The 24,733-nt window shown below is 63.0% G+C and carries 21 protein-coding genes; 4 read left to right on the forward strand and 17 right to left on the reverse strand.

Translation table 11 applies throughout. The annotated features are described in order from the left end of the window. Positions 1 to 14: 14 nt before the first annotated feature. From AC3D25_RS21970 to AC3D25_RS21995, 6 genes are all read right to left on the reverse strand, one after another. Positions 15 to 956 (reverse strand): ABC transporter substrate-binding protein, encoded by a 942-nt coding sequence (locus AC3D25_RS21970; RefSeq protein ID WP_488890588.1) that lies wholly within the window; start codon positions 954 to 956, stop codon positions 15 to 17. Between the two features lie 1,309 nt (positions 957 to 2,265). Further along, positions 2,266 to 3,306: a substrate-binding domain-containing protein gene (locus tag AC3D25_RS21975; protein ID WP_488890589.1), complete on the reverse strand. Its 1,041-nt coding sequence runs from the start codon at positions 3,304 to 3,306 to the stop codon at positions 2,266 to 2,268. Positions 3,307 to 3,320: 14 nt separating this feature from the next. Continuing rightward, a complete protein-coding gene (locus AC3D25_RS21980) occupies positions 3,321 to 4,541 on the reverse strand; it encodes an SfnB family sulfur acquisition oxidoreductase (protein ID WP_488890590.1) in 1,221 nt (406 codons plus the stop codon). Position 4,542: 1 nt separating this feature from the next. Further along, complete coding sequence (locus tag AC3D25_RS21985) at positions 4,543 to 5,778, reverse strand: SfnB family sulfur acquisition oxidoreductase (protein WP_488890591.1); 1,236 nt, start codon at positions 5,776 to 5,778, stop codon at positions 4,543 to 4,545. A gap of 31 nt (positions 5,779 to 5,809) precedes the next feature. After that, the gene (locus tag AC3D25_RS21990) at positions 5,810 to 6,844 is read right to left on the reverse strand and encodes an ABC transporter permease (RefSeq protein WP_488890592.1); all 1,035 of its coding nucleotides are present in this window, start codon (positions 6,842 to 6,844) and stop codon (positions 5,810 to 5,812) included. Next, complete coding sequence (locus tag AC3D25_RS21995; RefSeq protein ID WP_488890593.1) at positions 6,841 to 8,316, reverse strand: sugar ABC transporter ATP-binding protein; 1,476 nt, start codon at positions 8,314 to 8,316, stop codon at positions 6,841 to 6,843. The genes AC3D25_RS21990 and AC3D25_RS21995 overlap by 4 nt, the downstream gene beginning before the upstream one ends. Positions 8,317 to 8,623: 307 nt before the next feature. Between AC3D25_RS21995 and AC3D25_RS22000 the strand changes: the two genes are divergently transcribed. From AC3D25_RS22000 to AC3D25_RS22015, 4 genes are all read left to right on the forward strand, one after another. Beyond that, positions 8,624 to 10,039 (forward strand): LLM class flavin-dependent oxidoreductase, encoded by a 1,416-nt coding sequence (locus AC3D25_RS22000; protein WP_488890594.1) that lies wholly within the window; start codon positions 8,624 to 8,626, stop codon positions 10,037 to 10,039. Positions 10,040 to 10,366: 327 nt separating this feature from the next. Then, positions 10,367 to 10,891 (forward strand): RrF2 family transcriptional regulator, encoded by a 525-nt coding sequence (locus tag AC3D25_RS22005; RefSeq protein WP_488890595.1) that lies wholly within the window; start codon positions 10,367 to 10,369, stop codon positions 10,889 to 10,891. A gap of 18 nt (positions 10,892 to 10,909) precedes the next feature. Next, complete coding sequence (locus AC3D25_RS22010) at positions 10,910 to 11,578, forward strand: FMN-dependent NADH-azoreductase (RefSeq protein ID WP_488890596.1); 669 nt, start codon at positions 10,910 to 10,912, stop codon at positions 11,576 to 11,578. Between the two features lie 70 nt (positions 11,579 to 11,648). Then, entirely contained in the window at positions 11,649 to 12,095 is a 447-nt protein-coding gene (locus AC3D25_RS22015) for a cupin domain-containing protein (protein ID WP_488890597.1), read from the forward strand. 21 nt (positions 12,096 to 12,116) lie between these two features. Here the strand turns inward: AC3D25_RS22015 and AC3D25_RS22020 are convergent, their stop codons facing one another. The 11 genes from AC3D25_RS22020 to AC3D25_RS22070 form a co-directional block, all read right to left on the reverse strand. Then, positions 12,117 to 12,302 (reverse strand): hypothetical protein, encoded by a 186-nt coding sequence (locus tag AC3D25_RS22020; protein WP_488890598.1) that lies wholly within the window; start codon positions 12,300 to 12,302, stop codon positions 12,117 to 12,119. Positions 12,303 to 12,537: 235 nt separating this feature from the next. Then, entirely contained in the window at positions 12,538 to 12,918 is a 381-nt protein-coding gene (locus AC3D25_RS22025; protein WP_488890599.1) for a phosphopantetheine adenylyltransferase, read from the reverse strand. A gap of 109 nt (positions 12,919 to 13,027) precedes the next feature. Next, a complete protein-coding gene (locus tag AC3D25_RS22030; protein ID WP_488890600.1) occupies positions 13,028 to 14,146 on the reverse strand; it encodes an acyl-CoA dehydrogenase family protein in 1,119 nt (372 codons plus the stop codon). A 17-nt stretch (positions 14,147 to 14,163) separates the two neighbouring features. Continuing rightward, on the reverse strand, positions 14,164 to 15,504 hold the full coding sequence (locus AC3D25_RS22035) for an NAD(P)/FAD-dependent oxidoreductase (RefSeq protein ID WP_488890601.1): 1,341 nt from the start codon (positions 15,502 to 15,504) through the stop codon (positions 14,164 to 14,166). Beyond that, entirely contained in the window at positions 15,505 to 16,542 is a 1,038-nt protein-coding gene (locus tag AC3D25_RS22040) for a DUF2156 domain-containing protein (protein ID WP_488890602.1), read from the reverse strand. It lies immediately after the preceding gene. Further along, positions 16,532 to 17,005 carry a hypothetical protein gene (locus AC3D25_RS22045; RefSeq protein ID WP_488890603.1) on the reverse strand — a complete coding sequence of 158 codons (474 nt, stop codon included), beginning with the start codon at positions 17,003 to 17,005 and terminating at the stop codon, positions 16,532 to 16,534. The genes AC3D25_RS22040 and AC3D25_RS22045 overlap by 11 nt, the downstream gene beginning before the upstream one ends. A gap of 10 nt (positions 17,006 to 17,015) precedes the next feature. Next, positions 17,016 to 17,819, reverse strand: a complete 804-nt coding sequence (locus AC3D25_RS22050) for a glutathione S-transferase family protein (RefSeq protein WP_488890604.1) — start codon at positions 17,817 to 17,819, stop codon at positions 17,016 to 17,018. Between the two features lie 26 nt (positions 17,820 to 17,845). Continuing rightward, positions 17,846 to 18,490 carry a methyltransferase family protein gene (locus AC3D25_RS22055; RefSeq protein ID WP_488890605.1) on the reverse strand — a complete coding sequence of 215 codons (645 nt, stop codon included), beginning with the start codon at positions 18,488 to 18,490 and terminating at the stop codon, positions 17,846 to 17,848. Positions 18,491 to 18,506: 16 nt separating this feature from the next. Next, on the reverse strand, positions 18,507 to 19,775 hold the full coding sequence (locus AC3D25_RS22060) for a cytochrome P450 (protein ID WP_488890606.1): 1,269 nt from the start codon (positions 19,773 to 19,775) through the stop codon (positions 18,507 to 18,509). Between the two features lie 53 nt (positions 19,776 to 19,828). Next, on the reverse strand, positions 19,829 to 21,649 hold the full coding sequence (locus AC3D25_RS22065) for a fatty acyl-AMP ligase (protein WP_488890607.1): 1,821 nt from the start codon (positions 21,647 to 21,649) through the stop codon (positions 19,829 to 19,831). A 29-nt stretch (positions 21,650 to 21,678) separates the two neighbouring features. Next, positions 21,679 to 24,510 carry an aminotransferase class III-fold pyridoxal phosphate-dependent enzyme gene (locus tag AC3D25_RS22070; RefSeq protein WP_488890608.1) on the reverse strand — a complete coding sequence of 944 codons (2,832 nt, stop codon included), beginning with the start codon at positions 24,508 to 24,510 and terminating at the stop codon, positions 21,679 to 21,681. Between the last annotated feature and the right edge of the window lie 223 nt (positions 24,511 to 24,733).

Genomic DNA, 24,733 nt, shown 5'->3' on the forward strand with positions numbered 1-24,733 from the left:
GCTTACATAGCGGCCTAGTTACGCACCCAGCCCTGATACGTCGCGACGTTCGCGCGCGTGATCGGCGGCGTTTCGAGCAGCTTCACCTTTTGCGCGGGCGGCTTGCCGTTGAGCAATCCGTAAGCGATTTCCACGCCTTCGGTCGCCATGCGGTGCGGGTCCTGCGCGGGCGTGACGGCGAACAGCGCCTTCGGATTTTTCAGCTCCTTCTCGCCGTCCGGCGCGCCATCGACACCGCCGATCAGCTTCACGTCCGTGCGCTTCGCCTGACGAATCGCGAGTTCTGCGCCGATCGCGGTCGGATCGTTGATACCGAACACCGCGTCGATCTTCGGGAATGCCGTGAGCAGGTTCGACATGCTGGTCAGCCCGCCGTCGCGGCTGCCGCCGGCGTTCTGGTTGTCGGAGAGAATCTTGATGCCGGGGTTCTTGGCGAACTCGGACTTGCAGCCGGTGACGCGGTCGATGATGGACGACACCGGCGGCCCGTTCACGATCACCACGTTGCCCTTGCCGCCCAATTGTTCGGCGATGTACTTGCAGGACTGCGCGCCGGCCATCGTGTTGTCGGACATGACGGTGGCGTCCGCGCCCTCGGCCGCCACGTCCACCGCGACCACGATGATCCCGGCCTTCTGCGCCTTCTTCACGGCGGGCGCGATGCCTTTCGAATCGGCCGCGCCGAGGATGATCACGTCCACCTTGTTCGCGATGAAATTCTCGATCTGGCCGACCTGCGTGTTCAGGTCGTACTTCGCCGATACAACCGTCACTTTCGCGTTCGGATTGATCTTGTGCGCCTCGTTGGTCGCGCTCTGGCCGATCGCGACGAAGAACGGATTCGCCAGGTCGCCGACGGTCACGCCGACCGATTTCAGCGGCTTGTCGGCCGCCTGAGCGCTCGACGCGAGTGCCAGCAGTGAGCAAGCCGCGAGCGATACGAGGGTCTTCTTCATTTTGTCTCTCTCCGATAAGGAACAGCGTTTAATGACGTGTCGTGGGTGTCGTGGTGCGCGCCTAAAAACCGAACATAATCAAACATTCTCGGACAATAATAAACATAGTCGAACGGGTTGGGAAGTGTTTTTGATGGCGCGGCGCAGCAGCGCGGGTGGCGTGCGGGGCACGGGTGGCGTGCGGGGCACGGGTGGCGTGCGGGGCACGGGGTTCGGTAGGAGGAATGGACGCGGGTGTAGTGCGCTTTGCGCGTGGCTTGAGCTTGGCATGGTTATGCCGCCCGGTCGCGTCGAGCTTTCTTGGAACTTGCTTCGTGTAGGTTTATTAGCTTGCCGCTATACGCGGCAGCGGTCACTTTCTTTGGCTAGCAGCAAAGAAAGTAACCAAAGAAAGCAGCACGGGATTGGGCGCCGTTGGGCGGCTTGGGGTTTGGTTGTTGCTTTGGTTGTTTAGCGCTTTCTGGGAACCTGCTTTCGTGTAGGTCTATTAGCACGCCGCTATGCGCGGCAGCAGTCACTTTCTTTGCTGCTGCAAAGAAAGTAACCAAAGAAAGCAGCACGGGGTTCGGCGCCGTGGGGCGGCTTGAGCGTGGGCGGGGTAAACCGTCTGATGCTCGGGCGCCTTCTGGGAACTTGCTTTCATGTAGGTTTATTAGCACGCCGCTATGCGCGGCGGCAGTCACTTTCTTTGCTGCTGCAAAGAAAGTAACCAAAGAAAGCAGCTTATCCTCCTAAGTGTCCACCTCGAATAGCCTTGCGGATAGGCACGCAAGCTGACTATGGCAACTCGCATTCGTTAGTATTGGCACAGCATCTGTTAGTTCCGTCCTCGCTGCGCTCGGACGACGGGCATATCTAACAACCAGCGGTCGGTTCGGTTCGGATCGGGTCGGGTCGGATCGGGTCGGATCGGATCGGATCGGTTTGGTTTGGTTTGGTTTGGTTGGTTTGGATTGTTTGGTTATGCCTTTCCGGCAGGCACTTCGTGCCTGCCGGGATGGATGAGCGGCTCCACTCTGTCTTGTTGTGCGATGGCCGAATCAGCTTGCGCACCACTCCGGGTTACGGTTCGTGGTGGACACTTAGACGGACAAGCTGCTTTCTTTGGTTACTTTCTTTGCAGCAGCAAAGAAAGTGACTGCTGCCGCGCATAGCGGCGTGCTAATAAACCGACACGAAAGCAAGTTCACAAGAAGCGCGTGCAAACAAAAGCAAACGAGCGCCAGCAAGCAAAAGCCCTGCAAGTTCCCAACAAGCGCCCGCAAACCCCACCCCAACCCCACCCCACCCCACCCCAAGCGCCAGCGCCCTACTCAAGTCCAGCAGAAATCCAACTAGCCTGCACCACGTCAACCTGATTGAACGCCTTGAACTTCTGCCCAAGCTCCGCCACCGTGCGAATATTGTTCTTAACAAGATCGTCGCGAGTAATCAGAGCCGGCTTGATCTCGATCCGGTGCCCCGGGTCCTGGTTCGCCACCAGCAACGCCGCCGCCCGCACCGACACCGCGCCCACCACCGCTGGATTCGTCGCCGCCGTCGCGACCCACGGACTATCGGGCGCGCGGATCGCCTCGATATCGGCGGTGGAAATGTCCGCGCTGTAGATACGCAATTTCGAAGCGTTCCCCGCTTCTTCAGCCGCCAGCTTCGCGCCGCGCGCGAACTCGTCGTAGGGGGCGAAAACCACGCGCACGTCCGGATGCGCTCGATAAGCCGCCGCCGCCTGATTCGCGACCGACTGCGCAATCGGGTTATCGACGGTGCCGAAGCGCGCCGATTCCTTGACCTTCGGATGGTCGCGCTTGAACGCTTGCCACACCGCGTCGCGCCGGTCGAGCGGCGCAAAGCCCGCGACGTAGACATACGCCGCCAAGAACGCGTCGCCGTTATCCTTCACCGCCTGATTCAACAGCAGCGTCGCGAGATCGTGATCGCTCTGCTCGATCTGCGGGACCTTCGGGTTAGCGAGATCGACATCGAATGCGACCACTTTGATGCCCTTGTCGAGCGCGGTTTGCACGACATCTTTCAGCGATTCGGGCAGGCCGTGATTGACGATGATCGCCGCGACGCCCAGATTGATGGCCTGCTGAATCTGATCGCGCTGCTGCGTTGCGTCCTGACGTCCCTCGTAAATGCGAAGATCGATGCCGAGCGCCTTGGCCTGCTTCTGCGCGCCGGCCTCGTAGGCCTGGAAGAAGTCGCCGGTCGAAAGATAGTTGACCAGCGCAATCTTCACGCCGCCTTTATCGAACGGCGCGGGCGCACCCGGCAATCCGCCCGCGTGGGCCTGAATCGCGGCGGCGAGCAACGTCATGGCGATGACTCGCCGGATCGGTTTAAGCATGGTGCGGTCCCTTTTCAAAGCGCGCCATGACGTGGCGGCAACGTGTCGTTGAGGTAATAGTCGCCCACCGCGATGTACTTCCATCGCACCGGATCGTGCAGCGTATGCGTGCGCGCATTGCGCCAGTGGCGGTCGAGATTGTGTTCGGCAAGCGTCGCCTGCGTGCCCGCCAGTTCGATCAGCCGTGACGACGCGGACAGCGCAATCTCGGTCGTGGCCGCGCGCGCTTCGGCCACCGCAATCGACGCTGCCGCGACGGTGTTCGCGTCCGAACGCGCGACCGCACGATCGACGGCACGCCCCGCGCGATCCACAAGCGCTTCCGCTGCGTGAAGATGCAACGCGAGCTTGCCGTAGATCTCCAGCGTCAGCGGATCGTCTGCGGCACGCGCGACGTTCGAATCGATCCACGGCCGCGAACGCTGCGTGACGAACGCGCGGGCATCGGCGAACGCGGCGCGCGCGATGCCGAGATCGACGGCTGCGTGGATCAACTGACCGATCGGTCCGACCGTGGTGGCCCGGTCCTTGAACGCCGATCCATACGGCAATACTGCCGACGCCGGCACGGTCACGCCGTCAAGCACGGTTGAGCCGCTGCCTGTCGTGCGCTGGCCGAAGCCCGACCAGTCGTCGATCACGCTCAAGCCCTCGCGGTCCGCTGGAATGAACGCGACGTGCAGGGTGTCGTCCTCGGCGCGGCAGACGGTCGGAATCCACTGCGCGAACAGCGCGCCCGTGGAGTAGAACTTGCGGCCGTCGATACGAAACGCGCTGCCCTGCGCGCGAATCGTGGTCTTGTAGTCCGCAACGGTCTTCGTGCCCGTCTCCGACAACGCGTTCCCGAAGCGATCGCCTTCCAGCGCGCGTTCGAAGAAAAACGCCTTCTGTTCGGCGTTTCCGTTCACACGCAGCACGTCGAGCATGAAGAAATGGTTCTGCGGAATCTGTCCGAGCGCGGGATCGGCTTCGGCCACGATCGCGATGGTTTCCGCGAGCGTCGAATATGAAACCGCTGCGCCGCCGTACTCTCGCGGCACTGCGATTCCCCACAGTCCGCTCGACGAGTAGTCGTCGATTTCGTCGTAGGGCAGCCGCCGCAATCGGTCGCGCTCGGATGCACCCGGCGCGATTCGTGCGGCGAATTCGCGCGCGATGCCGAGCGCTTCGGCGTCGTCGCGAATACGCGTCGCGTTCTCGGCGACGGGCGCCGCCGTGTAGGTTGCGTTCGTCATGTCAGTTCCAGGGATGGCGAGCCGGCTTGACGCCATTGAGGTAGTAATTCCCCACGAGGTGATATTTCCAGCGCACCGGATCGTGCAGCGTATGCGTGCGCGCGTTGCGCCAGTGGCGGTCGAGGTTGTGCGCGGCAAGCGTCGATTGCGTTCCGGCAAGCTCGAACAGCTTTTCGCTTGCGAGCAACGCAATCTCGGTGGTGAGCACTTTCGCTTCGCCGACGGCGACGGACGCCTTTGCAACGTCCTCTTCGCTCGGCGGCTCGCTCTGCGTCGCGATGCGGTCGAGCGTCGCCGCCGCACGATCGAGCAACGCCTCGGCCGCGTGCAACTGAATATGCAGATTGCCGATTTCCCGCACGACGAGCGGGTCGTCGCTCGCGCGCTCCACGCCGCTGTCGATCCACGGACGCGACCGCTCGCGGACGAACTTCAGCGTATCCGCGATAGCTGCCTGCGCGATGCCCGCGTCGATCGCGGCCTGGATGATCTGCGAGATGGGACCGTTGAGCGTCGGCACATCGGACACGCGATACGCGGGGAATACATGCGACGCGGGCACACTCACGCGATTCGCGATGACTGTGCCGCTCGCCGTGGTGCGCTGCCCGAAACCCGACCAGTCGTCGATCACCTGCAGGCCCGCTGTGTCCTTCGGAATATAGGCGAGCCAGCTTCTCTTGTCGTCATCGAGACCGAGCACCGGCACGTAGTCCGCGAACAGCGCGCCCGTCGAATAAAACTTCGTGCCTTCCACGAGATAGTCCGCGCCGTGCCGCGTGACACGCGTTCTCAGGTCGAGCACGTTCTTCGTGCCCTTCTCCGAGAAGCCGTTGCCGAAGCGCTTGCCCTTCACGATTTCGCCGAAGAAATAGCGCTTCTGCGCTTCGCTGCCGGTCAGTGCGATCACGTCCACCAGTCCGAGATGGTTCTGAGGCAACTGAGCGAGCGAGGGATCGGCCGCCGCGATGATCTTGACGACTTCCGCCAGCGTTCGATACGTAACGCCCGCGCCGCCGTGCTCCTTCGGGACGGTGATCGCCCAAAGTCCCGACTGCGAGAACCAGTCGATTTCCTCGAAGGGCAAGCGCCGTTCGCGATCGCGAACGCTGGCGTCTTGGGCGAGTCTCTCGGCCAGTTCATGCGCGACGCTCAGGGCTTCGGCATCGTCGCGGATCACATGGGCGTCGGGACGCACGGCCGCGGCCTCGGCTTGTTTTTCGATGAGTGCTGACATGCGTTTCCTCGGTTGTAGTGATGGAGCGGCGCTATCGCGGCGCGGTCTTGCCGATACTGAACGTGAACGCAAGCGCCCCGACCAGCAACGCGCCCTTGATGAAATCCTGCATGTAGTAAGGCGCATTGAGCATCGTGAGACCGTTGAGCAGCACGCCCACGAACACCGCCCCCACGACCGTGCCGAGCACGCTCGGACGCTTCACGCCCCACACCGCATAGCCGATCAGCGACGCCGCGACGGCATCGAGCAGCAGCGAATGTCCCGCGCCGACATCGCCCCGGCCGACACGCGCCGCGATCAGCGCGCCGCCGAGCGCCGCGATCGCGCCGGAAGCGACATAGGCCGCCGTCCGGTACCGCGCGGTCGGCGCGCCTGCGAGCCGCGCGGCCGTCTCGTTGCCGCCGGTCGCATAGATCACGCGGCCCCAGCGCGTCAGTTCCATGACCGCGAAAGCAAGCACCGTCACCACCGCAAGCACGATCACGGGCGCGGGGACCAAATCGAGCCAGCGCGCGCGGCCGAGCGCCAGGAACGCGGCGGGAAACGAACCGTCCGCCTCGCTGCCGTCGGGCAGAATCGTGCCGGTGGCAAGCGAGCGGCCGCCGGTCGGAATCAATTGCAAGCCCGCGAGAAGAAAGAGCGTGCCGAGTGTCGCGAGTTGATCGGGTACGCGCAGACGTGTGATCAGCAAGCCGTTCAGAAGTCCCGCGCCGATGCCGAGCGCGAGACACGCGGCAAGCGCCGCGAGCGTGCTGCCGTGCCACGCCACCAGCACGTAAGCAGCCGCCATTTGCGCCGATGCCGCCGTGCTTCCCACCGACAAATCGAACCCGCCGACCGCAAGCGTGATCGTCACGCCGACACCGAGCAAAGCGACGATCGCGGTCGCCTGCAAGATGCTGAAGAGATTGGCGACGCTCAGAAATGCCGGTTCGCGCCACGTAAAACCCGCGCAGAGCAGCACGAGCACGATCAGAATGCCGCCGCGTTCGAGCGACTTTCTGATACTGGCGCGGCCTGTCGAGGGTAAGCGCAATTCTTTGGGTGTAGCGAGCGTCTTCATAGGGCAATGTCGTTGGAGTTATCGATACCGAGACGGTCGAAATGCAGCACGCGATCCGCAACTTCGAGTGCTTCTTCAAGATCGCTGAGGAACACCACGGTCACGCGGTCCGCTGCGTTAGCCCGCAACATATCGACGATTTCAGCGCGCGCGCCCGCATCCACGCCCTGAAACGGCTCGTCGAGCAGCAGCATGCGAGCCGGTTCGGCGTGCCAGCGCGCCAGCACGACCTTCTGCTGATTTCCGCCGGACAAATTGATCAGCCGGTCATCGGGTCCATTGCAGCGGATCGAAAAGCGGCGGATCGATTCCCGCGCCGCGCGCCGTTCGCGTGCGCGATCGATGCGACCGGCGCGGAACCATCGCGAGAGAAATGGAAAGCTCAGCGTGCCCTCGATCGATGCGAACGGCACGCTGTCCGGAAAGAGCGATGTGGCCCAACGGTCTTCGCCGGCGAGGAACACGCCCGCGCGCACCGAAGCCGCCGCCGAGCGTGGACGCCACCTTGCGCCGTTCAATGTCATCGTTCCGGACGCGGCCCGCTCGACGCCATAGAGCGTGCGCGCAAGGCGCGATTTGCCGCCGCCCACCGGTCCCGTGATCGCGACGATCTCGCCGCATCCCGCAGAAAAATTGATCGGCGGGCTGTCGTCGAAGAGGCGCAGATCGCGTGCGTCGAAGCCCTGCTCCGCTTGCTTCGAAGCCGGCGCGCCGGCTTCGCGATGCGCGGGCAATGCACGGCCGATCATCGTTTCGATCGCCGCGTCGAAATTCACTGGCGGCGCGAGATCGGCGACGCGTTTTCCGTCGCGAATCACGACCACGCGGTCCGCCATGCGCTTGAGATCGCCCAGCCGATGCGAGACCAGCAGCATCGCGACACCTTCCGCGCGCAACGTATCCAGTGCCGTGAAAAGACGCTCTGCTTCGCTGGCGGAGAGACTGGCCGTCGGCTCGTCGAGAATGAGTAGCGACGGTTGCGTGGCGAGCACGCGTGCAAGCGTAATCAGTTGCCGCGTGGCGAACGATACGCTTGCCAGCGGCGCGCGCACGTCGATATCGAGCCCGATACGCGCACACATCGCGTGCGCTTCCCTGTAGCGCATCGCGGGCGTCACGAGCCAGCGCGAGGACGGACTGCTGAAACGGTCGAGCAGAAGATTGTCGGCAACCGAAAGCGTGGGCACGACCGCGTCCGCCACGATCTGATGCATGGTCGCCACGCCGCGCGCCTTGGCGTCCTGCGGCGCGCCGGGCGAATACGGTTCGCCGTCGAGCGTGAGCGTGCCCGAATCCCCGCGATAGACGCCGCTCAGAATCTTCACGATGGTCGATTTTCCTGCGCCGTTCGCGCCCATCAGCGCGACGACTTCGCCACGGTGGATGGAGAGATCGAAACGGTCGAGCGCGACGGTCGGTCCGAAACGCTTGGACACCGAGCGTGCGACAAGGACAGGCGCGGGCACGCTCATCGAACCCGTCCTTCGCCGAAACGAATTTCCATCGCTCACCATCCTCTCGATTCACACGCGGGTTAAAGGCCGACAGTGCGTTATACGGAGATGCAGAAGCGCGCGCAAAGAACGAATTTTCGTTTGAATATCACAGACGCAGGGTTCCTGCGCTCCATGTCGATGCAACGTCGGAATCGCAGTTTCAGCGACAGGCCGCTGCGTAACGAAAACGAATATGCAAAGCTGAAAACCTTGGAGCGGCGCGCGCGACGAACGGCTAAATTGCGTGGCAATCGAAACAGCATTGCGCGACGGGACCTTGACCATGAGTAAAACCATTCACTTCAACGCGTTCGAGATGAATTGCGTCGGCCATCAGTCGCCCGGTTTGTGGTCGCATCCGCGCGACCGGTCGTCACAGTACAAAGACCTCGAATACTGGACCGATCTGGCAAAGATTCTGGAGCGCGGTTTCTTCGACGGCATTTTCATCGCGGACGTGATCGGCTATTACGACGTTTATCGCGGCAGCAACTACCACGCGCTCCATCAGGCGGCGCAGATACCGGTGAACGACCCGCTGCAACTCGCCGCGCCCATCGCGATGGTGACGGAGCATCTGGGCATCGGCATTACCGCCTCGACGACGTTCGAGCATCCGTACACATTCGCGCGCCGCTTATCGACGGCCGATCACCACACCAAAGGACGCGTCGGCTGGAACATCGTGACTTCGTATCTGGAAAGCGGCGCGATGAACATCAGCGAGTCGGGCTTGCGCAAGCACGCGGACCGATACGATGTCGCCGCCGAATATATCGAGGTGCTGTACAAGCTTTTCGAAGGAAGCTGGGAAGCCGATGCCGTGGTGCGCGACCGAACCAATCGTGTCTTCACGCGTCCGGAGAAAGTGCATGAGATCGGCCATCGAGGGAAATACTTCGACGTCCCCGGCTATCACCTGTGCGAGCCTTCGCCGCAACGCACGCCGGTGTTGTATCAGGCGGGTGCCTCCGGCTCGGGCAAGCGCTTCGCCGCGCAACATGCCGAATGCGTGTTCGTCGCGGCGCCGACGCGCGAGATATTGAAATCGTATGTGAGCGACGTGCGGCGCCAGGCCGACGAAGCGGGCCGCGATTCATCGAAGCTGCTGATCTATAACCTCGTCACCGTTATCGTCGATGAAACCGACGCGAAGGCGCAGGCGAAGTTCGAGGAGTATCGGCGCTACACGTCTTACGACGGGTCGCTTGTCTTCATGTCCGGCTGGACCGGGGTGGATTTCGGCCAGTACGCGCCGACCGATCTCGTCAAAAAAGTCGAGACCAACGCGATCGTCTCGGCTATCGAGCATCTTGCCGGCGGCGCGAAATCCTGGACGATCGAAGAGTTGGCGGCGTGGGGCGGGATCGGCGGAATGGGACCGGTGTTCGTCGGTTCGGCTGAGACCGTGGCCGATATTCTGCAGACGTGGATCGAGGAGACCGGCGCAGACGGCTTCAACCTCGCCTATGCGGTCGCGCACGAAACCTTCGAGGATATCGTCGCGTATCTCGTCCCCGAACTCCAGCGGCGCGGTGTGTATCGCACGCAATATGCGGCCGGGACTTTACGCGAAAAGCTCTTCGGCGACGGGCCGCTTTTGCCGGCGAGCCACCCCGGCGCACGCTATCGGGATATCGAAGCGTTCAAACGGGAAGATGCCGAAAAGCACGCCGAAAAGCAGGCGCTGAGCGTCTGAGCCCGATCGGGTTATTTCGTCTCGCTGCAGATCCGTCCGCGCGACGGATCTGCGTCCACGCCGCGCGCCCGTGTTTGCGCGCGGATCGCTGGCCGCTTCACATTCTTTGCTAGCCGCGACCGCCATCTCGGCTTATCGCCGGCATTGACGGACCGTCGCGCCTTTCTTTTACTTCCCAATAAAATCCGCCGACAAACGTCACACGTTTGGGCGCGATGACCCATCGATTCCGCGCGCGAAATGCATTGCTTAAAAAACGGGCACTTGCGCGTCGTCCAAAAATCCTTTAAATTCCGAACTACGATACATCGAGTCGGAGTTAAAGAAATGGCACACATCAGCGCGGGCGTCGAATACGGGCTGCACTGCCTGCTGCATCTCGCCACGCCAGCGGACACTTCCCGCGAGGCCAGCGCCAAGGATCTCGCCGAGTTGCAGGGCGTTCCCGCCGAGTATGTCGCCAAGTTGTTCACCAAGTTATCGCGCGCCGGAATCGTCGTCGCGACCGAAGGCGTGCGCGGCGGTTTCAAGCTCGCCCGCCCGGCGAGCGCAATCAGCGTGCTGGACGTGGTCAATGCAATCGACGGTGAAAAAGCGCTGTTCGAGTGCCGCGAGATTCGCGCGAACTGTGCCGTGTTCGACGAGACGCCGCCCGCGTGGGCCACGCGCGGTACCTGCTCGATTCACGCGGTCATGCTCTCTGCCGAAAAGCGCATGAACGAAGCGCTCGCGGCTCAAAGTTTGCACGATCTCGCCACCCGAACCGCCGACAAAGCGCCGGCCGCGTACGGCAAACAAGTGGTGAAGTGGCTCGATCATCGTTCGTCGCGCCGTCGCGGCGAACTTCGCTAATCACTGAAGGAGAAGCACATGAAGGTGTTGCATGTCGATGCGAGCGCGAAGCGCGAGCGATCGAATTCCCGCGCGCTGAGCCGGTTTTTTATCGAACGGCTGCGCGATGAAGGCGTGCCCGTCGAGATCGATTATCTCGACGTCACGGTCGATACCCCGCCGCACGTGACCGAGGCGTTCGCCATCGCGACCTACACGCCGGCGCAGGAACGCACGCCCGCGATGAAGGCGACGCTCGCCGGGTCGGACGCATTGTGCCGCCGGCTGCTCGATGCCGACGCGCTCGTCTTCGCCATGCCGATGTACAACTGGTCGATGCCTTCCGCGTTCAAGGCTTTCATCGATAACATCACGCGTACCGACCTCACTTACGTGAATACCGCGGACGGGCGCATAGTCGGGCAACTCGGACGCCAGAAGGTGCTGTTCATCACCAGTCGCGGCGCGGATCTGCGGCCCGGCACACCGTTCGCCTCGATGGACGCGTTGACGCCTTCGCTCAAGGCGGCCTTCGGTTTTATCGGCGTCGAGCATCCGACCTTCGTCGATGCGCAGCCGTTGCAGTTCTCGGATCAGCAAGCGCGCGCCGATGCGCTCGACCGCGCGCATCGCGATCTCGCGGCAGTGGCGAGTCAGTGGAGCGGCGAATACGCGCTGGATCGACGCGAAGAAGACGCGGTCTCGTAGCACGCGACGTTATGCGTTTCGAAACCTTCGCGCTGTTAATTTCGTTTTACTAATTTTAGGGAGCTTCACCATGAACGTCCGTTCCGTCATCGCAGTCAAGATCGCAGCCGCTTTTGCCGTGACCGCAATTTCGCTCGCTGCCGCGCCGCAAGCCGCGCACGCGGCCGACGCAACACCGGTCAGGGAATCCATCGCGCCCGCGTTCGCGGAAGCCTTGCCCAACGTTCCGGGCAAGACCATCACGGCGCTGGTGGTCGACTATCCGCCGGCGGGCAAATCGATACCGCATCGGCACGGCCAGTCGTTCGTGATCGGCTACGTACTGTCGGGCGCGATCCGCAGCGGCATCAACGGCGGCGAGGCGCACGTGTACCACGCGGGCGAGCACTGGACCGAGAATCCGGGCGTGCATCACACGGTCAGCGAGAACGCGAGCGACACGGAACCGGCCAAGCTCCTCGCGATCTTCGTCGCGGATACGAAGGACACGAAGCTGGTCGAATTCGACAAGAAGTGACCGGTGAGGCGTCAACCGGAATTAACCGGCCTCGCCAACTTCGGCCGGATCGGGCGGCTTCGGCAGATCGCGCCCGCGATCGGGCGGCGCGGGTTCGCTCGCCCCGTCCTTTTGCTCGTCGGTCAGGCGACGATCGGCGGTATTGGGATCGTCGGGCGTTTGCTTCGGCGGCGTGGGAACGGCGGATTCCGGTGCTTGATCGTTCATGGCGCGACTCCGTTTCGTGGTGAATGGGTGACTGTAAGCACGACGCGCGCCTGAACCGGCATCCTCGGAAAAGTGTGTAATAACGCACGCTCGTTCGAGAGTAGGTCGCCGTTGAAGATCGAGCGATCGGCGCAATCGGCGGACGATACTTGAAACCGAATAACGGCATATTCGCCAGTCGAGAATCGACGGCCTTTCGTCATGCGGCTAGTGCGCGCCCGCCGCGTAATACCGTTCACCCGGAAACGTTTTGCCACCACAAAATCGCCGCGCCCGTGGCGAGTATCGAAAGCGCAACGATATCCACGCTGACCACCCGCGCGATCTCCGCGTTGTTTTGGCCGCCTGCGCGCGCAAGCCAGATAAACGAACTCAGGCTGATAAAAGCCGCGACGAACGCCAGCGTACGAAACGCAGGGGTGAACGCCGAATAAACGAGAAACGCGCCTAGCATGCCGAACAACACGGCACGATGACGCAACAAAATCTGCACATTGGGCTCGTCCGCCGCGATGCCGTAGAGCCGCGCCAGTTGCGCCGCGCCGAGCACGCCCGACACCGGCAAAAGATGAATCGCGCCGACGATGATGAGCGACGCTGCGATCAGGCTATTCATGTTCCCTCTGTCAATGTGGGCGACGCTCCGCCACGGTTCTCCGCAACGGGCGTCTGCTTGAAACGGAGTGACGACCTTTTAGGACGCGTCCGGCTTCGCATCGTCGCTTTCAGCCTTTCAGCCAGTCCGCCAGCATCGGTTCGGCGGCCTTGCGGCTCATCGGATGGAACGCGAGGCATCGGCTTCCGGCAAGTAACGTCATCATCTCGGCGTTCTCGATGAACGCGAGGCCGCCCGCGAGTTCGGCTGCCTGCATCGCGCATCGCGCGATGACGCGTTGAACCGCGAAACGGACCATGAGCACGCGCGCAAGGAGCCCCTGGTCGGGCGGCGATGTCTCCATCATGTGAACGGCGCCGTCGAGCGCGGCCTGCGCGCATTCGATCTCGCCGCCGAGTGCCGCGCGCTCGCCCGGATCGACGCGCTCGTCGCGCACTACACGCTCCGCCATGGCGCTCGCCACACCGAGATAGCTCGCCGTCGCGACGATCTCGAACCAGCCCATGCCCTGCACCTCCGCGCTCGCGACGAGCTCGGCCGTCTCGCGGTCGTCCTCAGAGGCCAGCAGCAACTGGTCGGACGTGACGCGCACGTTGTCGAAGCACAACTCGTGGTTATCGGCGGCGGCGAGCAGAGGGATGCGCCAGAATTCCCGCCGCGACACCCCTTGCTGCTGTGCAGGCAGGATCGCCAGCCCGGTGTGTTTCACCGAGCCGGCGCCTTGCAGCGCGACGCCGACCGTGATGATGTCCATGCTGTGCGCCATCGTGCATGGCTTTTTGCGGCCATTGAGCCGGAAGCCCTCTCCATCGGGCGTGAGGTAGACGGTGGAGTCGAGGATACCCGCGCCACGGCGGCCTTCGGCGAACGCCGAGGCGACGAGCATTCCGTCCATCGCGACGTTACGCAGCATCTGGGCGCACGACGGCACGAATGGGGCTAGCGGACTGCAAAAGCTGACCGTGAAGTTGTGCATGGTCAACATCAGCGCCATCGAAGGCGCGCGCGCGCCAATCGCGCGCTGAATGCGGATCCCCTCATACGGCGAGATGCCCTCTCCGCCGAAAGCCTCGGGCACCCAAAGCCGCGGCAGCCGGTGTTGCCGAATGAGCGCCTTCAGCGCCAGAGGGTCTTTCGACTCCATTGCCGTCAAGCCCTGTCGCGCGAGTTCGGCGTCGAGGCCGGGTGCATATCGTTCCAGTATCGAGCGCGAATCGTTCATGAACATAATAGTGTTGTCCTTACTCAAGAGGTCAGTCGGCTCGCGCGTTCAAGCCACGCGAGGTACAGCGGAAGAAAAATGCGTGTCAAAGGTTCGGGCAAGCCCGGCGCGTGGCGCCGAATCCAGGGTCGGGGCGGCAGCGGAACGATCCCCGTCAACATGCCCGCGAGATCCCGGCCCATCGCAAGCGAAAGCGCGACACCATGACCGTTCGACGCACCGATATGCCAGTGGCGGTGCTCGTCGTCGAGCGGCCCGACGATCGGCCACTCGTCGAGCGTGCATCCGAACTTGCCTTGCCAGACCGCGTCAGCGGTCACTGCATGCAGCGTCGGCAGAAAAATCCTCAGTTGTTCAATGAGATTCCGGCCGGCCAAAAGCAGGTCTCTTTCGGTCAGAGCGTTTCGCCCATAACGGTAGCTTCCGCCGATCAGCAGCCTGCCATCGGGCAACGGACGCAGGAAATTGAAGGCTGGGCGGGCATCGAACAGTCCCTGACCCTGACGCCACCCAATGGCCGCGCGCTCATCCGGGGTGAGCACGCGCGTCACTGCGGCGCAAGCCGAGACCGGAATGACAGCGTGACGGAAAAGCCCGAGTTGCCCGACGCGCCCGTCTACCGCCAGCACGACTCGCGACGCGCTCGCCCGAACGGAATCCACCTCGAAAGCGCCGCCGCGCCGGTCAAAACGAGTCACGCGGGCATGCTCGAAGACGCGCACACCAAGATTCAGTGCCGTGCGCTTCAATCCGATACAGAGACGCCCGGGATTCAGCAACGAGGCCGGGAACGTCAGCGCGTTGAATATGCGGCTGGAATCCGGCAGAGCTGCCCGTGCGTCGCTCGTACTGACGAGCGGCACGTTAAACCCGAGCGACCGGTATGCTTCGGCGTGTCTTTCGAGCTTGCGCGCGTCGCGCTCCCTCAGCGCAACCTGCCACTGACCGCACGAATCCAGATCGCAATCGATCCCGTGCTCGCTCGCTAACTTCGCGCCGAAATCCACCGCATCGAGCGAATATTGGTACGCAAGCCGCGCCGCGTCTTCGCCGAGCGAGCGTATTTGAGCGTCGATCGCCGGACCCATCCGTGGCGCACATTGCCCCGAATTCAGCCCGCTCGCGCCGTATCCGATGCGTCCCGCTTCGAACAACACGACGTCGAGCCGCGGCGATATCTTCCTGAGGTGAATCGCCGTCGACAAACCCGCGAGCCCTCCGCCGATGACCGCCACATCGCAACGAACAGGCTCGTGTGGGGGCGGACATGGCTCGTCGACGGGAACGGGAAGCCATATTGTCGATGGCTGCATCGCTTTGGATACCGAACTACATGAGATGAACTGAAGCATGACGGGCATCATTCAGATAGAGCGCGTCAACCGAAGAAACTGCCACAGCCCGCTTAACGTCCCGCCGGGCTGAAACGCGACGTACTCGGGCAAGACGACATCGGGCACCCACTTCATCTTGTACTGCAACTGCGTTTCTGCCGGATAGATGAAGCTGCCGTGCGCCGCCAGTTGCGCGAAGCCCCACGCTGTCATGCGATGCCATGAACCCGGCAGTTCGTGCTCGGGCGCGAGCGACGTCAGCGGCGTGAAGCCGAAGTTCAGCATCGGCGCGCCTTCGGCCTTGAAAATCTCGATCGCGCGGCTGTTGATCAACTCCATGACGCCAGCCGGCGCATCCGGCATCCGGCGGCTCAGGTCGTGCATCCAGCCTGCATAACGGCCGAAACTCGCGGTATAGAGGATGTAGGCCACCGGAACGCGCTCCCGCAAGGCGACGAAAATTCGTCTCAGCGAACGGTCGAGCGCATCGAGTTCGCCCGTCTCGCCGACAAGGAATTCGAGTTCGTGCGTGCCCTTTTCCTTAAGCCACTGACGGTCGATCGCCTCGATCGCGTCGCGGACGCCGGGATCGAGCGCGACATCCGTGCCGAGTTCCGCCACGTCGATCCCGCTGCGGCGCGCACGCGATATCTTGTTGCGCAGCTTGATGAAACGCGTACCCGCGAGACCGAATTTCGCGAGCGTGACGCCGTATGACGCGCCGATCTGATTGACGCGAAAGCCGCGGCGGGCGAACCGTTCGGCATCGTCGCGCAGCATCTGCACCGCCACGACTTGCCTGCGCTCGCTGGCCGCCCAGGCAAGAAAGAGGTCGAGCAATGCGTCGGCCTGTCCCGCCGCCGCCGTGATGCCCGCGACCATCACGAGATGGCGGCGACCCGCCGGCCGGTACGCGATGAAACCTTCGATCCCGTCCGCGCTGAAGCGCAAGGTGTCGCGGTTGATCGCGAGAAGCGCCGACGGATGATCGGCATACGCGCGCAGGACGCGGAAAACATCGTCGCTGGCCGGGTTCGCGAGTTCGGTCCGCCCGGCATCACGACGCATCCTGCCCTCCCGTTACCCGCGACGAACGCAGATAGTTCGCCCGGAACCGCGCGAATTCCGGGTCGGCTGCGGGCTCGAAGCTCACGCCGAACGGCTTGAGGAAGTTGCCGAAGAGCGAGCGGTCGCCGAACAAATGAATCGGGATCGCGAGAAGCGCCCACTCGGGCCGCACGAACCACGTCCACAAGGCCGCCACCAGCACCGCGCACAGCGGGCTATGCATCGTGTTGTACAGCACGTAGTAAGCCGGGCTCAGCGGCCGGCCCCGCGCGCGCCGGAACGCTATTGCGCCGGGAAAGTATCCGATGACGTCGATGTAGGCGAACAGCAGCACGAACACAGGCCATCGGACAGCATCGCGATGCATCACCAGCAGGCCGATGCAGATCGCCAGCCCGGCCAGGTTTTCAAGCCGAAGCAAGCGGTAGGTGGCAGGCGTCTCGAACAGGTTCTTCTGGTCCATCGTTCCCCCGTCAGGCGGTCTGCGCGATCAATCGGCTGAGCGTGGGATGCGCCGCAGCCGAGAGGCTCGTCAGGAGGTTCTGGGTTGTGGCGTCGACATAGCGGACCAGCGCCGGCTGCATCGACGGACGCGTCAGCATGCGCAGGTACCACGAGCGCAAGTGCGGCGTGCCCTCGAACGTCATGAGGTCGCCGAGGCCCAGGTGCTCCGCGCGCATCACGTACGGCAGCACGGCGATATCCGCGAGGCTGAAAGCAGGGCCGGCAAGCCACGCGTGGGAATCCACCAGATGCGATTCCATGCGCTGAAAAAAGCCGCGATGCCGTTCGATGCAATCGGCAATCTCCGGCGCGTCGAGGCCGTTTTCAAGGACGCTCGAACGCCATGCGCGGACGGCGGGATCGGGAATGGCCTGCAACAGGGCGCGCAGGATTTCTGGCGGCTGCTCGTTGAGCATCGGCCGCGCGAATACCGCATAGGTGAGCATGCCCGACGCGTGGTGCAGGTCCCGCTCGACGCACTGATTCCACAGCCGCGCAGTATGGCGATCGATGGCGGATGCGGGCATGAGCGGGAACTGCGGCACGGTCTCGTCGATGTACTCGCAGATCGGCCACGACTCGGCGAATACCTGTCCGTCGTGTTCGAGCACCGGCACCTCGGCACGCGGATTCAGATGCCGGAAGGTTTCGAGACAATGCTCGCCGGCCAGCAGATCGACGATATGGTCGTTCCAGCCAAGATGCTTTTCCGCGAGCGTGATGCACACCTTTTGCGAGGCGACTGAAAACGGCGAATGGTGGAGAGTCAACATGGAAAGCTCACTTTTGGATTGGGGATTTACCAGACGAGCGGAACGAACCGCTTGACACGCCGGCAGTAGATTTCGTATTGATCGCCGAACGTCTGCAACATCAGACCTTCCTCGTAACGGATGCGCCGCACGAATGCCACGATCAGCAGCACGCCCGCCAGCGTGGCGGCGACGGGTGCATGCATGGCGAGGAGCATGCCGACGTAGAGCAGCCACGCGCCCGTGTAGCTCGGGTGGCGCACGAGAGCGTAGGGTCCTGTCGAAATCACCTGCTGCCCGCTCTGCACGCGCACGTGCCAGGTGAAGAAGCGACCGAGTTTCGCCACCGCCCAGGCGCGCAGCAGAGCGCCGGCGAAGGCCGTGCAGATCGCGCCGGTCGCCAGCACATCCCAGCCCATGCTGGCCGGATAGCGCCAGACGACACACTCCGCTACGCCAGCGAGCAGCGTCAGATAGACGGTCCAGACGAGTTGCCTCGCGGTGCCGCGATCTTCGGGCGGCGCATCGCGGTCGAGCGGGTTGTAGGCGGGCTGCGTGATCGACGCCAGCAGACCTGCGCCCACCATCACCCAAAGTTTCGAGAAGGCGAGTGCGCCCGGCTGAAACAGGTAGGCCGGCAAAATGAACACAACGAGCGCGGCGATCAGTCCAGTCAATGATTTCCGGATCATTTTCGATGGCTCCGTGTCACGCGGTCGCGGGCAGCGAACGCAAGCCGCGAAACACGACCGTGCCGGGCAGCCGTTGGGGATCGTCGATAGCAGGCTTCAGATTCGGCAAGCGGTCGAACATCGTTTCGAGCGCCACGGCCGTTTCGACTTCGGCCAGTTGCGCGCCGAGACAAAAGTGCGGGCCACCCCCGAACGACAGCGGATAGCTGTTCCTTCGCGTGATATCGAAGCGATCTGCCTCGGGCCACGCTTCGGAATCGCGATTCGCAGACGCCACGATGCAGAGAATCGTTTCGCCAGCCTTGATGGCGGCGCCGCCCACGTCGACGTCGCAACGCGCCTGACGCGGCGTCATCTGAACGGCAGAGTCGTAGCGCACCATCTCGGTCACCGCATCGGGCAACAGCGCGCGGTCTTTCTTCAGCGCGCGGAGTTGATCCGGATGCCGATACAGCGCAAGCAGGCCATTACCGATCGTGTTGACCGTGGTCTCCTGGCCTGCCACGAACATCATCCGCAGGTTGTCGATGGTCTCGGGCCGGGTCAGCCGCCCTTCCGCTTCGCTCGCGATCAGAAGCGACGTGAGATCGTCGCCCGGTTCGCGTCGCCGTAAATCGATCAGCCACTCGAAGTAATCGCGCGACTGCTCGACCGCCTGGTTCTGCTCGAACAGTTCGATCGGACTCAGCGGCGCGGGTTCGAGCGCGCGCGAACCATTGGCCGTGCGCTGGCGGAATTTCGGCCAGTCTTCTTTCGGCACGCCGATCATCTGACAGATGACCGCGCTTGGAAGCGGAAAGGCGAGATCGAGCATGACATCGAACGACGCCTTCTTGAGCGCCGCATCGATAAGTTCGTTCATCACCGATTGCACGAAGGGCCGCATCTCATCGACACGCTTATGCGAGAAGGCGCGCGCAACGAGACTGCGCAACCGGAGATGCTCGTCGCCGTCCTTCATGACCATCATGTTGCGGGCGGACGAATAGACCGGCTGATCGAGAATCGCAGGACCGAGCCGCTCGGCCATGTTCTCGAAGTAAAAGTAGCCTCGTCCGAAATGCGCGTCCTTCAGCATGTATGCCACTTCGCGATGCCCGCTCGCGATCCACACACCGTGCGGCGACCGGTACATCGGCGCATTGGCGCGCAGTTCCGCGTAGACGCGGTACGGATTGTTGACGTGTTCCGGATGCGGAATGAGCGGATCGAACGACGGCAGGAACGACGCCACGGACGACTCCGCGATGGCGTCACGGGAGTAGCGAATGTTGGAACTTGACATGATGAACTCCGGAAATTGCGGGACGGTTCAGGCGGACGGTTCAAGCGGACGGCTCAAGCGTACGGCTCAAGCGGACGCGCCGATTCAGCGGGCGCGGTTTCGCGCAGGGCGGGGTTTTTCCATTGGGCGATTACAGCGAGCCTTCCTTCGAGAAAGCTCGACCGGCAAGGCCGGCGCGCGAGCTTGCCGCTCGTCGTCTTGGGAATCGTGCCGCTCTCGATCAGCACGAGCGCACCCGGCAGCACGCCGTGCCGCGCGTAGATCGCCTCGCGCATGCGGGCGAAAATTTCAGCCGCGCGTTCGTCCTCGCGTTTGCCGATCTCCTGCACGAACACGAGTTGCTCTTCGTCGCCGACGGTGACCGAAAACGCGATTCCACACGACGGGCGGATAGCTTCATGGCAGAGATCGACCGTGCGTTCGATATCGTGCGGATAGTGATTGACGCCGCGAACGATGATCAGGTCTTTAAGACGCCCGCTCACGTACAGTTCCCCGTCGCGCAGGAACCCAAGGTCGCCGGTGCGAAGGTATTGCGCGTCGCGACCGCTCACGCAGGCATGGAAGGCCGCGACCGTGTCCGCTTCGCGCCGCCAGTAACCCGCCGCGACCGAAGGACCGGCGACCAGGATTTCTCCGACACGGTTATCGGTTAGCGCGAGCCCGGTATCCGGGTCGACGATGACCAGATCGAAGCCCTCCGCCACGTCGCCGCAACTGACCATCGGGAGCGCAGGCGCGGTATCACCGGGCGATACTGCGCGCAGATCGTGTGAATACGCGGCTTCGTCGATCAACAAGGTCCGTGGCGCCTCGTCTCTTCGCTTGCCTGTCACGAACAGCGTCGTCTCGGCCATGCCGTAGCATGGGTAAAACGCCTCACGCGGGAAGCCGACGCCGCCGAAGCGCCGCGAAAATCGATCGAGCGTAGCGGCCCGCACCGGCTCGGCGCCCGAATACGCGAGCGCCCAACTCGACAGGTCGAGCGCATTCAGATCGTCGTCCGCTATCTTTTGGACACAGAGTTCATACGCGAAATTGGGCGCGCCGCTGACAGTGCAGCGCCGCCTGGAAATCTCCCTGAGCCATCGATCGGGCCGGCGCAAGAAGGCCGCAGGCGCCATGAAACTGACCGGGACGCCCGCGCAATACGACCCGAGTAACGCACCCATCAACCCCATGTCGTGATAAGGCGGCAACCACGTCAGATGGTGATCGTCAGGGCGAAACTGCAAGTGAAGGGCGATGGCCCGCACGTTGTGCAACAAGTTGCCGTGCGTCACCATGACGCCTTTGGGCGTACCCGTCGATCCCGAGGTGTACTGGAGGATCGCAAGCGCGTCGCGGTCGGATCGCGGTTCGCGCCACGACATTTCGAGCGAGTCGAGTCCGGCATCGGTCGCAAGCCAGCGCAGCCGTGCAAGCGGTGGCAGCAGTTCGGTCTCGTCGCCGAGTTCTTCGAGCGTGAGACGGGTGGTCAGCGCCGCGGTTGCCGCGCAATCTTCCGCAACGGCCGCGAGCCGGTCGCGCAAGCGCGGATTGAGCGGCGGATAAGCCGGCACGGCCACCATCCCGGCGTACAGGCAACCGAAAAGTGCGCACAGATAATCGAGACCGGCGGGATAAAGCAGCAGCACCCTGTCGCCCGGCTTGCCGCGCGCCTGCAACAGAGCGGCGATCTGCCTCGCGCGGAGGTCGAGCGTCTCATGGTCGATCGGCATGTCCACCGGTTTCGGACCCGAATAATCGATGAACGTGAACGGATGGCTTTGGGGCGTGCGTGCAGCGTGTCCTCGCACTACTTCGACAAGATTCCTGCTCTCATAGGGCCACGCATCGACGCGCAGGGCGAGCGGCTTGGTTGAAACGGACATTTGAAAGGCTTCCTGGAGGTGGAATGTCGTCATGCGAATACGTCCGCCGCTTCGACGAAGCGCGTGAGTCGTGCATCGGTGAGCGGCTTGCCGAAACTTTGCAGTCCGGCGAGCGCGAAGCCGTGCTTGCGCGCGAGTGCCTGCTGAGCCGATATCTCGCCGACGTCCAGCGTATTGCCGATGCTCGTGTTTTCAAAACGGCCTTCCAGCGCGAGAAGCATGGTTTCCGCCATGCACGCGTAGGAGGTTCCGTCGACAAGGCCATACGGGCCGACGCGCGGCTTACCCGGCAGCGCGATGACGCCGCCGTCGATCACCAGCACGTCAGGACGGCGTTCGACGATCGATTCGTGTACGGAACGGGGGCGCGAGATGTCGCAAACGATCGTCCCGGCCCGCCACATATCGGCCTTCACCGCGTCGCCCGGAAAGCTCGTCGCGGTGACGGCGACATCTACGGCGCTGATCGCGCTGCTGTTGCCGGTCAGCACGAGCGCCCCGCATTGTTCCAGCGCCCCGATAAGTGCTGCGGTGTCGACTTCATGCTGCGCAATCTCTTTGATCCGCTGCGCGAGCGAGCCGGGCAGGAAGGGTTCCGTGCAAGGCGCGAGTGCCTGCTCGACAATCGCCTTCGCCACGCCGGCGAGGCGCGCGCGGCCGATGGATGCCTCGTGCGCGGGATTGCCAATCAGGATGAGCCGGGCGGCCCGTCGCGAGAGAAGCACCGCCATGCACGATCCGATGGCTCCGGCCGCGCCGACGATGCCGACGCCGCTCGAATCCCATCGACGATCCATGCGGCGCATCATGAAATCGAGCGCATCGAGACCGGATACGACGGTGTATGAATTGCCGGAAGTCAGGGCAACGTCTGCGTTCAGCAGTTGCGCTCCGCCGCCGCTCACGATCGATGTGTACGCGCCCAGCCCGACGATGCGAGCGCCACGCGCCCGGCCGAGCTCGATGCCCTTGTTCAACACGGCGAGGGCCTCGCGCTGCGAAAGACTGCGCAGTTGCTCCGAAGTGTGCGGAATCATGATGAAGTCGCCGCGCGCACACGTCCCCGTGGCCGATTCGATTTGCATCGTGGAGCCTACGACGGGGTCCATCAGGCCGTCCATGCTGCCGGCGAATTCGACGAGTTCGTCCGGTGCCAGCATCGCGAGACTCGGGTCGTAGTCGGCGTAGCTTTGCGCGTCGAGCGGATGGAGCAGGAACGCAAAACGGCGCGCGTCGCCCGCCGCTGGCTTTGGCGAAATCGCCACGGGCAACCGTGTCGATGCGGGCGGCAAATCTTTGACCGGCCGCCGCCGAAGGATCGCTCGATACAGCTTTCCCGTATCGTATTCAGCCAGCACGTCCATCGCGCGGCCGATAGCGTCCGCCGCCAGGTCGCACTGCTCACGCGTCGCGTTCAGCGGCGGCTGTACACGCAGCACGTCGCCCTGGTTCAACGTGGGCGCGACGCGAACGCCCTCGGCGTTGAGCAGATAGCTCGCGACGAATTGCGCCAGCTCCTTTTGTTGCGCTGCCAGTCCGAGGAAACGCTCTTGCTTGAGCGGCTCGGACGCAAGGCGAATGCCCAGCATGAATCCCTGACCGCAGATCTCGGAGATCAGCAAAGGATGACGTTCCCGTATCTTCTCAAGTCGTCCCTTCAGGTACGCGCCTTCCGTTTTGACATGACACAGCAGTTCGCCGCCGTTCCTCGTCAACAGATCGAGCGTGGCGAGTCCCACGCGCGCGCCGAGTGCGTTGCCCGCGAAAGTCGACGAATGCTTGAGCGCCATTTTTTCGCTGTACGCCGCGTCCGTGCAAAGCGTGGCTGCGACGGGCACGACGCCACCGCCCAGCGTCTTAGATACCAGCAGGATATCGGGCCGCACGCCCTCGTTCTCGCAAACGAACATCGCGCCGGTGCGCCCTAGCCCCGTCTGGATCTCATCGACGACGAGAAGCACGCCATGATGCCGGCACACTGTCTCGACATCGCGCAGGTAACCGGAAGGAGGCACCCGCACGCCGCCTTCGCCCTGAATCGGCTCGACGACGAACGCCGCGTACTGCGCAGCCTGGCCGGCGTGCGGCGCAAGCGCGGACTCCAGCGCCTCGATGCTCGCGTATTCGATGTGATCGAAACCCGGCAAAGGAAGGCCGAAGTGCGTCTGATAGTCGAGCTTGCCCGTTGCCGACAGTGCGCCGAACGTCTTGCCATGAAACCCGTTTTTCGTGGACAGAATGCGCGTTCGGCCGGTCGCGTGGCGTGCCATCTTCAGCGCTGCTTCGACGGCCTCAGCCCCGCTATTGGAAAACGTCACGTAGCGCAGTCCGGGCGGCGCAAGTTCGATAAGGCGTTGCGCGAGCATACCCGCCGACTTCAGGAACGAAGGCTGCGCAAAGATCGGCTCGGCGTCGTCGCGCAACCGCTCGACCGCACTCCAGATTTCAGCCGGATGGTGCCCGAACGGGACCGCGCCGTACTGCGACAGGAAGTCGAGATACTGACGCCCGTCCTCGTCGTACAGGTAAGCGCCTTCGGCTCGCACAAACGTGCGGTCGATTTTGAGTTGCGCAAGCTTGGCGGCGAGATAGGGATTAACGTATTTCTCGAATGGCCGGCCGGTATCGTCCGTTGACGGCCCGCTCGATTGCAGTTCGACGAGCGCTTCGCATAATTGCGCTGAATCGGCAATGCGTTCCAGGAAATTCACTGGAATCGACAGGCCAAGCCATCCCTCCAGCGCTGAAACGAGTTCCGCTCCCGACAGGGAATCGATTCCCAGGTCGGCGAGACTTGACGCGTTGCCATTCCATTCGATATTTAAACTGGCCCGGACATACTCGACCAACCACTTCGCCACTTCTTCTCGTGTTCTTAACACGCTCAACCCCGCTGGATATTACCGCCTTATAGGAACATCCGATCCAGGAACAAGCGCCTTTTTCTGCGCACGGCCTCTCGAATGATTCTCTTTCTCTGCGCCTGTCTCCGGTCTCTCGGTCCGGAAACTTTATTGAAGATACGTATCTTTTATTTCGCATACCGAATCATCTGAGGAAGTCTATTCTGTGTCCGAATATTTG

It is taken from the genome of Caballeronia sp. SL1002 (assembly GCF_057814995.1).